This is a genomic window from Streptomyces sp. NPDC051104 (genome assembly GCF_040682835.1).
Taxonomy (GTDB): domain Bacteria; phylum Actinomycetota; class Actinomycetes; order Streptomycetales; family Streptomycetaceae; genus Streptomyces; species Streptomyces cynarae.
Genome location: NZ_JBFBBS010000046.1, coordinates 31573 through 42314, shown reverse-complemented (window position 1 = coordinate 42314; position 10742 = coordinate 31573). Strand labels below are relative to the sequence as shown.

12 protein-coding genes are annotated in these 10742 nt (G+C 70.1%); 2 read left to right on the top strand and 10 right to left on the bottom strand.

Annotated elements, in window-relative coordinates; translation table 11 throughout:
• From AB0N14_RS34665 to AB0N14_RS34635, 7 genes are all read right to left on the bottom strand, one after another.
• On the bottom strand, nucleotides 1-357 hold a 357-nt coding region (locus AB0N14_RS34665; protein ID WP_366029670.1), incomplete at its 3' end, for a transposase.
• 64 nt (nucleotides 358-421) lie between these two features.
• Nucleotides 422-1663, bottom strand: a complete 1242-nt coding sequence (locus AB0N14_RS34660) for a cytochrome P450 (RefSeq protein WP_366029669.1) — start codon at nucleotides 1661-1663, stop codon at nucleotides 422-424.
• Between the two features lie 58 nt (nucleotides 1664-1721).
• Entirely contained in the window at nucleotides 1722-3116 is a 1395-nt protein-coding gene (locus AB0N14_RS34655; protein WP_366029668.1) for an FAD/NAD(P)-binding oxidoreductase, read from the bottom strand.
• Nucleotides 3106-3351 (bottom strand): ferredoxin, encoded by a 246-nt coding sequence (locus AB0N14_RS34650; RefSeq protein ID WP_366029667.1) that lies wholly within the window; start codon nucleotides 3349-3351, stop codon nucleotides 3106-3108. Before AB0N14_RS34650 ends, AB0N14_RS34655 begins: the two co-directional genes overlap by 11 nt.
• A 155-nt stretch (nucleotides 3352-3506) precedes the next feature.
• Entirely contained in the window at nucleotides 3507-4184 is a 678-nt protein-coding gene (locus AB0N14_RS34645; RefSeq protein ID WP_366029666.1) for a hypothetical protein, read from the bottom strand.
• 102 nt (nucleotides 4185-4286) lie between these two features.
• Nucleotides 4287-4700 (bottom strand): hypothetical protein, encoded by a 414-nt coding sequence (locus tag AB0N14_RS34640; protein ID WP_366029665.1) that lies wholly within the window; start codon nucleotides 4698-4700, stop codon nucleotides 4287-4289.
• A 256-nt stretch (nucleotides 4701-4956) separates the two neighbouring features.
• Nucleotides 4957-5643 carry a hypothetical protein gene (locus AB0N14_RS34635; RefSeq protein WP_366029664.1) on the bottom strand — a complete coding sequence of 229 codons (687 nt, stop codon included), beginning with the start codon at nucleotides 5641-5643 and terminating at the stop codon, nucleotides 4957-4959.
• 318 nt (nucleotides 5644-5961) lie between these two features.
• Here AB0N14_RS34635 and AB0N14_RS34630 point away from each other — a divergent pair, with 318 nt between their 5' ends.
• Nucleotides 5962-6714 (top strand): hypothetical protein, encoded by a 753-nt coding sequence (locus tag AB0N14_RS34630; protein WP_366029663.1) that lies wholly within the window; start codon nucleotides 5962-5964, stop codon nucleotides 6712-6714.
• 106 nt (nucleotides 6715-6820) lie between these two features.
• On the opposite strand, the gene AB0N14_RS34625 is transcribed toward AB0N14_RS34630, so the two are convergent.
• Nucleotides 6821-7309, bottom strand: a complete 489-nt coding sequence (locus tag AB0N14_RS34625; RefSeq protein ID WP_366029662.1) for a universal stress protein — start codon at nucleotides 7307-7309, stop codon at nucleotides 6821-6823.
• 340 nt (nucleotides 7310-7649) lie between these two features.
• On the opposite strand from AB0N14_RS34625, the gene AB0N14_RS34620 reads away from it, so the two are divergent.
• Nucleotides 7650-8486: a hypothetical protein gene (locus AB0N14_RS34620; protein ID WP_366029673.1), complete on the top strand. Its 837-nt coding sequence runs from the start codon at nucleotides 7650-7652 to the stop codon at nucleotides 8484-8486.
• Between the two features lie 32 nt (nucleotides 8487-8518).
• On the opposite strand, the gene AB0N14_RS34615 is transcribed toward AB0N14_RS34620, so the two are convergent.
• Entirely contained in the window at nucleotides 8519-9529 is a 1011-nt protein-coding gene (locus AB0N14_RS34615) for an ABC transporter permease (RefSeq protein ID WP_366029661.1), read from the bottom strand.
• 58 nt (nucleotides 9530-9587) lie between these two features.
• Nucleotides 9588-10622 (bottom strand): substrate-binding domain-containing protein, encoded by a 1035-nt coding sequence (locus tag AB0N14_RS34610; RefSeq protein ID WP_366029660.1) that lies wholly within the window; start codon nucleotides 10620-10622, stop codon nucleotides 9588-9590.
• Between the last annotated feature and the right edge of the window lie 120 nt (nucleotides 10623-10742).

Genomic DNA, 10742 nt, shown 5'->3' with positions numbered 1-10742 from the left:
GCCGGTGTACTGCCGCGACACGCATGCCGAGGCAGTCCCGTCCTTGAGGAACCCGGTGTCGTCGAAGACCAGGGCCTGCGGCCCGATCACTCCCTTCATCCGCCAGGCCAGTTTCGCCCGGATGTGGGCCGGGTCCCACGGGCTGGTGGTGATGAAATGGGCCAGTGCCTGCCGGTTCCCGTCCTCACCGAGCCGCGCGGCCATCGGCTCGACCGACTTACGCTGCCCGTCAGTAAGCAGCCCCCGCAGATAGACCTGGCCCCAGCGGCGCTGGTCATTGCGCGCGAACGGCTCGAACACCTCCGCCGCGAACGCCTCCAACTCACCACGCACCAAAGCCATCTCGTCCGGAGTCACACACTCCCAACGCACACCGGGCCCCAAGGACACGCACCACCGCAACCGACCTGACCAAGCAATACTAGGGACGCAGACCGTCGAAGCCGACGGCCAGATGGCGCGGCCCGCGCAGCACCGCGTTCTGCCGGTAGGGCGGCGGGTCCTCGAGGAGACGGGGATCGTCGAGCCTGCGGGCCAGTTCGGACAGCGCGATCTGCGCCTCCAGCCGCGCCAGCGGAGCGCCGAAACAGGAGTGGATGCCGCTGCCGAAGCCGAGGTGCTGGATGTCGCCCCGGTACGGATCGAACCGGTCGGGATCCCTGAACCGCTCCGGATCCCGGTTGCCCGCGGCCAGGACGAGCCAGATCCTCGTACCCTTCGGAATCGTGACCCCGCGCACCTCGATGTCCGCGATACAAGTCCGCTGCGGCACGAGCTGCACCGGAGGCTCGTAACGCAGCAGCTCCTCCACGACGTTGACGGCCAGGCCGGGGTCGTCGCGCAGTTTGCGCAGGTACTCCGGGTACCGCAGCAGGGTGAGCATGCCGTTGGTGATCAGGTTGACCGTCGTCTCGTGGCCCGCGATCAGCAGCAGTACCGACGTGCTGAGCACCTCCATCGTCGTCATCGGGCCGTCCGGGCCGTGGCTCGTCACCAGCTCGGACAGCATGTCGTTCCCGGGTTCCCTCCTCCGCTGCTCGACCAGCTCCGCCAGATACAGGCCCAGTTGCACCCGCGCCTCCCGCGTGGACCGCAGGCGTTCGGCCTCGTTCTCACCCGTCTGCGTCTGCGGATCCAGACTGGCGACGATCGGCTCGACCCAGGCGCGGAAGCGCGGTTCGTCCTCGCGCGGTACCCCGAGCAGCCTGCAGATGACGGTCACCGGGAAGGGGTAAGCGAACTGGTCCACCACATCGATCTGCCGCGCGTCCCCGAAGCCGTCGATCAACCCGGTGACGATCCCGGCGAGTTCACCGCGCATCGCATCGATCCGGCGGGGGCAGTGCGGCGGCCCGAAGGACCGGTTGGCGATCCGCCGCAGCCGGTCGTGCTCCGGAGGGTCGAGCCGGATGAAGCTCGGCGGCAGCCCCGTCTCCTCCGCCCCGACCGCTTCGTCGGCTCCCGCCGCGGCGAGGTTGCCCGCGTCGGAGCTGATCCGCGGATCATGCAGCAGACCCAGGATGTCCCAGTACGAACCGACGAGGTAAGGACCGCCGTCCTCCTCGTGCAGCACCGGAGTCCTCCGGAGCTCCTCGTACAGCGGATAGGGGTTCGCGCGGTTGGCGGAATCGGTGATCCGGTGCAGGAGCGAGGCGTGCGTCATGAGTGGTCCTAGGGCGTGAAGTCCGTCAGGGCGGGGGAGGCGCGGGGACCGGAGTCGGTCAGTGGCGGGCCGGGGTGAACACCAGACGGCGGTCGCTCGGCGAGTAACCGCTGAGCGTCACGGTCGGGCCGTGCGTCGGCAGGGACGGGTCGGGGAAGTCGGCGGGCACCGGCTGCCGTCCCTCAGGACGGCGGTTGACCGTCGGGAACTCCAGCGGGAACGGTGTGGCCGTCTCGATCAGCCGCTCGTAGAACTGAAGCCACCGCGTGTTGTCGAAGCTCACCGCGGCGATGACCCGGCCCTGGTAGCCGTACGCCCCGATGAACCGGCGCTCGGCCAGCGACCCCTGAGTGATCATGATCTGCTCGCCCATGGACGGGACACCGACCGACTTGATGTTCACACCGAACTGCGACGACCAGAAGGCCGGCACCCACAGGTGCGGACGCCGGTCCGCACCGCTGCAGATCATGTTGTGGGCGGCCACCTCGGCCTGTGCGACGGCGTTGCCCCAGTGCTCCAGCGACAGGAACTGATAGCCGAACAACGGATGCGGAGAACGGGCCACATCGCCGGCGACGTAGACGTCGTCGGTCACGATGCCCCTGAAGTCGAAGGCCCGGCAGCCCGCGTCGCAGGCGATGCCCCGGGGCCCCGCACCGAGCCCGGAGCCCTCCAGCCACTCGGTGTTGCGGGTCGCGCCGAGGCAGACGACCACGACGTCCGTCTCGACGACGCTGCCGTCGGACAGATGGGCGGCCCGCACCCGGCCCATCGAGTCGCCCTCCAGCGCGGTCACCATGACGCCGGTCCGCAGGTCCACACCGTTCTCCCGCTGCAGTTCCGCGGCCACCGCGCCGATCACCCCGCCGAGGGCGCCCACCAGCGGTGCGCCCCCGCGCTCCGCGAGGGTCACCGCGACGGCCTGCACCCGGCAGGCGGAGGCGATCTCCGAACCGGTGAATCCGGCGCCGATGACGAACACCCGGCGCGGGGAGGCCTGCAGCCTCCGCAGCAGGGCGGCCGCGTCGTCGCGCGTGCGCAGCACGAAGACACCGTCCAGTTGGGCCTCCGACGCCTTCGGCCAGGGCCGGGCACGCACACCGGTGGCGATCAGCAGCCGGTCGTACTCGACCTCGTCCCCGTCGGCCAGCCGTACCCGTTTGGCCGTCATGTCGAGGCCGGTCGCCGCGACACCCAGGCGCCACTTGGCGTCGATCTCGAGGCGCCGGGGCAGGTCGGTGCGATGCGGTGACGCCTTGCCGAGCAGGACCGCCTTCGACAACGGCGGCCGGTCGTACGGTTCGTACGGCTCGTCACCGATCATGGTGAGCGAACCGGCGAAACCCTCGGCGCGCAGCGTCTCGGCGGCCCGCAGCCCCGCCAGTGAGGCGCCCACGATGACGATCCGGCCCTCGCGCCTGAGCCATTGAAGGAAGTCCTCAGCGGGCATGGGACGTCTCCTGCCCGGCCCCGGCGGGCTCCTCGCCCACGTCGTCCAGCCCGTCGGCCAGGATGGCCTGCACCGGGCAGGCCGCCACGGCGCGCGCCAGCCTCTCCCGCTGCCCCTCCTCGGCCCGGGGGTTGTAGACCAGCGACTCCTCGCCGTGCAGGGCGAAGACATCCGGTGCGAGGAACGCGCACTGCGCGTATCCCTGGCACCTGTTGAGATCGACGACAAGCCTCATGAGCCCTCCGCCCCTTCGGCGGCCAGGTCCGCGGGGCGCCGCTGCGACGCGGCGGAACCGTCGGACGGCGGTCAGCTCCCCCACGCCAGCATCGCCGGACCGGACGGTGGCGCGCCCCCCGAGGCGCGCCGAAGGAGTGACCGGCCGGCGCCCCGCTACGACGCCGCGGTGGTGCCCGGCCGGGGGCTGCGGCCCGCCGTGAGGACGAAGGCGCCGACGAGGAGCGACCACCCCGGGAACACCAGCTCCGACCAGGGCACACCGGCCGAGACGAACAGCAGTGTCAGGAAGGTGAGGAAAACCAGCAGACTGACCCACCGCGGCAGGAGCCTCAGTTGATGGCAGATGACCGACGTGGAGCAGGTGAAGACCGCCGCCATCCGCGTCGCGTACTCGGTCAACAGCGTGTACGCGAAGTGGCGGCCGAAGTTCCAGGCGGGCAGGCCGGGAGTGCCGCCGGGCGCGTCCGTGGTGGCCAGCACGCCCGCGGCGGCCGCGGCCGCCCCGAACAGCGTCGCCACGAAGACCAGCCCGCTGCCGAGAAAGACGGTGGCGAGGAACTGGTCCTCGGCCTCACCCATACGGGCCCGCAGCGCCCCCATGAACCACAGGAAGCAGATACCGGCCAACGGCACCAGCGCGAGCGCCGCCTTCACCGCGCTGCGCCGCGTGGGGTCCGTGAGCCCCTGGAGGGTGACCGACTCCGCGCCCTGGGGGATCGACAGCCGGATCAGCACCATGGCCGCCGCGAGGAGGAACGCGAACACGACTCCGGCCAGCCCGGCGGCCCGCGGGGTCTGCAACGCCTGCTGACCCGCCCGGGTCTCGGTCATACGCGGCTCACTCCCTTCGGTACCCCCTGGCACCAGCAAGCCGCCGTGCGGGAAGGGCCGCCACCGGGACACGCCCGAACGGCAGATCCTCTGCGGCGAGGCTCACCTCCTGTCCCGCACGTCGACGGCGTCGAGCACGGCGTCGGCCACCTCGCCGACCGGCCGGCCGTCACCCACGTCGAGGCGGGTCAGCCCGAGCCTGTCGACGGCGTCGAGGACGATGCTCCGAAAGCGCTCGGAACGGGCCACGAACTTGTCCATCACAAGCCGCTCCGACGGCGTGGCCGCGTCGTACTGCCCGGCCGCGTACACCCGCGTCCGTACGACGGACACGTCCGCGGCGAGCCATACCGCGCCCGTGCCCGGACCCTGCAACCGCGCGACGTGATCGGGCAGGAGCGCCGACCCATCGAGGACCAGCCCCGGCCGGACGTTGTCCTCACCGGCATGGGCCACGATCAACTCCTCGATGCGGGGCCGGAGTCGCTCGTGGTGACCGAGCACGGACTCGGTCAACTCCTCGACGTGAGGGCCGCGTAGTGTTCGGTTACATGGGTCGGCACCTCCCGCTCCGGGACTCCGCCACGGCCTTCCCGGGTGCCGCGCCAGCCCGCCCGTCGACCGGTACGCGAACCCGAGTCTGTCCGCCGACTCCCGGGCGACAGTGGACTTCCCGGCATTCGACGTCCCGCCGATCAGCATCACACGCATCGCACCCATACCGGCGACCCCAGTGATCGCGGGAAGGCGGCACGAGCCTTACTGAGTGGCCTTACCGGTCCTGCTCCGGCCGGTCCTCGGCCTCGTTCGCCGTGGTCGGTTCGGCGGCGTCCGGTGCGGTGTAGAAGACAGCGGTTCCCTGCTTGGTGCGCTGGGCCTGCTTCTTGGCCACGAGCCCTTCGAGCGTGGACCGCACGACGGTGGCCTTGATGCCACGCTCGGGATGGGCCTCGCCGAGTGCGTCGGCGACCTCCGCGGCGGAACGCGGCTCACTCTGCTCGCTGAGGTGGGCGCGCACGAGTTCGACCAGCGTGGGCTGGCCCGTCTTCGTCGCCTCCGTCTTGGCGGGCTCCGCCTTCGTGGCTTCCGTCTTCTTGTCCGCGGCCTTCTTGCCGGCGGTCTTCCGGCCCGTCGTACGCGTCTGCCCGGCGGCGGCCTTCTTCTTCGCCTGCGGCTGCCTGCCCGTGCCGGATCCGGCAGGGGACTTCTTCCGCGGAGCGGGGACCGTGGCGCTCTCGGGCGCGGCGACGGGCTCCACGGGTCCGGTCGGAATACCGAGTGCGTTCTGCATGGTCACCAGCACCGCGTGGTCGTGCTGCAGTGTGGCCAACTGCTCCTGCAGAGCGGCGATTTCGGCACTGACGCGTTCCTGCTCCTTCACATTGCGCTCGAGATCGCCGGCCACTTGGGCGGCGTACTGCGATGTCAGTTCGGAAGTCGCGGTCGTGGTCTCGGACATGGCGTGACTCACTTTCCTCGCCTACGGCGATGTTGCTGCACAGTGTCCCCCCGGTGCACAAGATGGTACGGGCGAGGGGAGGCACTTGTTCCTCTGTTCCTCGGTCCGTGGTCAGTCGTACGTCGCGCGGCCCTGACGCCTCATCGGCGTGTGAGGGGGCTCCAGCCCTGTTGCGTCGAAGACCGGAAGACCGGCCGTTACTCCGACAGGGTAGTTCGTCATATGGTCGGTATGTCGGATGCGGTCAGCTTCGCGGCGATATGTACCTTCAGTCTCGCATCGGTTCACAGCCGACGTGTCTGAGACAGGAGAAGTGACATGGCAACGCGTTCCACTGCAGTAACCGCCGCGATCGCGGCCGGTGCGGCCCTGGTGGCCACTGGCATCACCTACGCTTCGGCCGCATCCGAGCCCGCCCACTCGGCCTCGGTCGTCCAGCAGGCCGCCGCCCCGGCCGCCGCCCTCGAGGGCAATGGCAACAACAACAATGGGAACAACAACAACAACAACGACAACAACAACAACTCCAAGGGCAACGAGGGCGAGCACCACTACCGCCACCACTACCGCCACCACCACCGCCACCTCCGCCTGCGCCACATCGGCCGGATCCACATCAACGAGCGGGACTTCCCGGCCATCCCGGACGGCTGCGTGCCCATCCTGAGTGGCCTCGGCTCCAACAGCATCAACATCGTCAACGACAGCAGGCACACCGTTGAGGTGTTCAGAGGGGTCACCTGTGACAACGGCGCTCCCATCGCCGTTGTCGGCCCGTGGAGCCAGAGTGACGGTGTGCGTCCCCAGCACGTCCGTGGCGGTGTGAAGATCAAGCACGGTGTCGCGGGCAGCTTCCGCGTGATCTGCGACCGCCGCGGGCGCGGCGGCTTCGGCTTCGGCGACGGCGACGGCGACGGTGACGGCTACGGCGAGGGCTTCCGCGGCGACCGCTGCAGCGCCTTCGAAAAGGACGGCTACCACCGCGACCACGACCGCGACCGCGACCGCGACCACGACCGCGACCACGACAACGACCACGACAACGACCACGACAACGACCACGACGACTGACGGGAGGTCGTAACCGAGCCACCCGCCTGACACCAACAAGGAGAACCCCGGCCCGCCGGAATCGGGCCGGGGTTCCGGTCTGTCCGGGCCTCGGTGACACGGTGAGTCAGCGATGAGGCGGTGGAGGCGGTGGCAACTCCGTCGACGGGGCCTCTTCCGGCCACACCAGCAGAACAGGACAGGGGCCGTGGTCGACCACGAAGCGAGTGGCGGGGCCGAGGCTGTGCGGGCCGAGCCGGGAACGGTCGCCGTCCCGTGCGCAGATCAGCAGATCCGCGCCGGTGGCCTCCTCGACGACCTTCCGCTCCGTACGGCCATGTGCGAGGACCTGGCGGGCCGGGCGCCCCAGACGCCGCGCCGCGGCATCCAGCAGGCGCCGCGCGGCCGACTCCGACAGCCCCTCGATGCGATGCCCGGGATCCCGCTCGGGGCGACCACGGCCCAGGAGCCCGGCGAACGCGCTGTGCGCCGTCTCGGCGACCGTGTCGTCGCGCACGTACAGCAGCACGATCTCCTCGCCGGGGGCGGCGCGGCCGAGCGCGGCGTCCACACAGGCGGGCCAGGTCCCTTCGGTGATCCAGACGACGGCGCTCATGGGCGGCTCCGGTGTGGCGTGGTGGGTCGGGTGCCGATCGTGTGCAGAATCCCCGCAACACCGAGGGGTGGCAAGAAGCCAGGCTGGAACGGCCGCCGACCCGAACCGCCCACCGCGACACGGGGTCCGCAACCCGGCATTACCGGGACGGGGAGCTAGATTTCAGATCCGTACAATTGTGCGCTCTGGGGGCGTTGGGGGGAAGTCCTTGCGTCAAGGGGTGGAAAGGCCTCAAAACCGTGCCGAGGACCACGGCACATGGAGCAGCGGACCACGCCGCGGTACGGCGCCGTCCGCCACGGGCGACGGTGCCCTGGCTGCCGCGGTGCGCCGCGTCGCGCTGTTCATCGTGCGCACGGTGCGGGGTGAGTGGCGCGGTATCGTCGTCGATCCGGTACGGCGACTGCTGCGGCGCGGGCTGTCCGGGCTCGTGCTGGCCTTCGTCGCGGCCTTCGGTGTGATCTTCTTCCACGCCGTCGCGCAGCATCCGACCGGCGCGGTGGCGGTACGGCTCCTGGGCGGCGTCTACGCCGACCTGCCGTTGTGGCTGGCCCTGTTACGCACCCCCGTGTCGCTGTACGTCCCGGCCCTGGACCTGCCGGTCTGGGCCGGCATCACCCAGTTGTTCCTCGCCTTCGCCCTGGCGCAACTGGCGTTGGGCCCCGCCCGCACACTGGCCGTCGCGTACGCGACCACCCTCGCCGGCACCCTCACCGTACGGGTGATGATCGCGCTGGGGCCGGGCTGGTGGGGGCTGGGACTGCCGCCTGAGACCGGTCGGGTACTCGACACGGGACCGTCCGCCGCGGTCGTGGGCCTGTTCACCTACCTCTCCGTCGTCCGGCGCGCCCCCGTCGTGTTCACCCTCACCGGCGGGTCGATGGTGTGGGAGTCCATCGCCATACCGAACCTGGCCGGCCGGGAGCACCTGATCGCGGTGGCCGCGGCGATCGTCCTGGGACTGCTCCACGGACACGGCCGCAGCCTGCGGCGACGGGCGTGGTCGGTACTGCGCATCGGGAGCGGGCCCGTCAATGCGCCGGTGCAGGGCGACGGCGAACGTACCGTCACCGCGCCGCTCACCCCGTATGACAAGCCGTCAGCCGCGAAGCTGCCCCAGCAGCGGAGGCTCACCGGCCCGTCGAACTCGATGGGCACACCGACCGGAACACCTTGATGCCCGTCAACCGGCCGTGACGCTCCCCGGCATCACCGCGGGCCGCACCTGCGGAGGATCTGGTCCACACCGACCGCCACGATGACGAGGGTTCCGGTCGCCACATCCTGGTAGAGGCTGTCGATACCCGCCTGGGTGAGCCCGGAACGCAGCACATTGACGATGAGCGCCCCGATGAGCGTGCCGATGACGCTTCCGCGGCCGCCGAAGAGGCTCGTGCCGCCGAGCACGACCGCGGTGATGCTCTCCACGTTCGCCGTCTGGTACGAGTTGGGGTCGGCGTTCGGGATACGGCCGAGGGACTGCCAGGCGGCGATGCCGTACAGCAACCCGGCCGTGACGTAGACCGAGAGAACCGTGCGCCGTACGTCGATGCCGGTCAGGCGGGCGGACTCCGGTGCGTTGCCGACGGCGTAGATGTGCCGGCCCCACGCCGTCTGCGTGAGGACGTACCAGAAGAACCCGTACAGGCCCACGAGCAGAAAGGTCCCCCAGGTGAGGAACACACCACCGATGCCGAGACCGTTGCCCCAGAAGACGAGCAGGCCGGAGGTCACCGGATAGCTGCGGGACTGCGAGTACAGTCTGGCGGCGGCGTAGACGACGGTGAGCGCCCCCAGGGTCACGATGAAGGGCGGCAGGCGCAGCCGGGACACGAGCAGTCCGTTCACCAGCCCGACGAGGGTCGCCGCGACCAGGCCTAGCACCAGTGCCGTCACGGGGTTGCCGCCGTCGATGGCCAGTTTGGCCATGACGATCGTGCCGAGCACCGCGATCGCACCGTTCGCGAGGTCGATGCCCGCGGTGAGGATGATCAGTGACTGGCCCAGCGCCAGCGTGCCGACCACGATGGACTGCTGCAGCACCAGCGACAGGTTCTGCGGTGTCAGGAACGTCTCCGTCGTGACCGCGAACGCCACCACGGTGACGACCAGAGCCGCCAGCGGGCCGATGGCCGGCGTGCGAAAGGCGTACCGGAGCATGTCCCGCGGCCGGGGGCGCGCATCACCGCCGGCGGCGGGGGTGGTGACGGGTGACCTCATGTGCTGTTCCGATCCCTTCGACCCGCTCGGTGAGTCGGCGACTCGGTGACTGGAGTAGTCATCCCCAGCAGTGCTGGAGCCCCCAGGCCGTGCTCTGCGACGGCACACCGTGCACCGGCCTGTCCGTGATGAGCACCGTGCCCGTGTCCGTGAAACCGGACGGCCTCTTCCCGCTTCTGGCAAAAGCGATCACCGCGTCCACGCCGTCGGTCGCCATCCTGATCGGGAACTGCATGACGGTCGCTGCGAGAGTGCCCGCCTTGACGTCCCGGACCCCGTCACATGAGCCGTCGATGGAGCCGATGGTCACCCGGCGGGTCAGCCCCCGGTCCGTGATGGCCTCGTACGCGCCGCCCGCCACCGGTTCGTTGATGGTGTAGATGGTGTTGACGTCGCTCGCGCGCAGCAGCAGGTTCTCCGTCGCGGCCTGCGCCGTGTTCCGGTCGCCGTTGGCGTTCGCCTGGCCGATGATCGCCGGTGAGCCGTCCTTGAGCCCGAAGCCGTCGAGGAACCCGTCGTGGCGGTCCTGACTGACCTCCGAGCCCGGCGTGCCGTCCAGCATGAACACCTTGGGAGCCCGGCCGGCGAGCACCGCCTTGACATACGCCCCCTGCAGGCGACCGGCCTTGAAGTTGTCCGTCGCGTACGTGGCGTCGACCGCGTTCTCCGGCTGTGTCGCGGTGTCCAGCGCGATCACCAGGATGCCCTGCCGACGCGCCTCCCTGATCGCGCCCAGAATCCCCGTCGTGTTCGACGGCGTGATGAGAATGCCGTTCACACCGCGCGCGATGAGGCTCTCCACCGCGTTCACCTGACCTTCGTTGTCCCCGTCGAACTTGCCGGCGAGAGCGATCAACCGGGCGTCGTTCCTGTGCGCCGCGGCCGTGGCGGCATGGCGCAGCGCCACGAAGAACGGGTTGGCCTCGGTCTTGGTCACCAGGCCGATGGTGATCTGGTGCGCCCCCCGGCCACCGCTGCCGTTCGCCCCGCCGCAGGCGGCGGCACCGCTCACCAGGGCCCCCACCACAAGGAGCGTCACCCCTCGCCGGCGGCGCCGCCGGGTGCGTTCGTGGCCCGCACGGTCGCGTGTCATGGGTCAGCCCTCCTCCGGCCGGAGCCGGCGTCACACGAGCCTCTGTGACCTCCATCATGAGCCGAGATTATTAGTAAATGCGCAGATAACGGATATTGGGAGCTCTTGATCCGCTCTTAA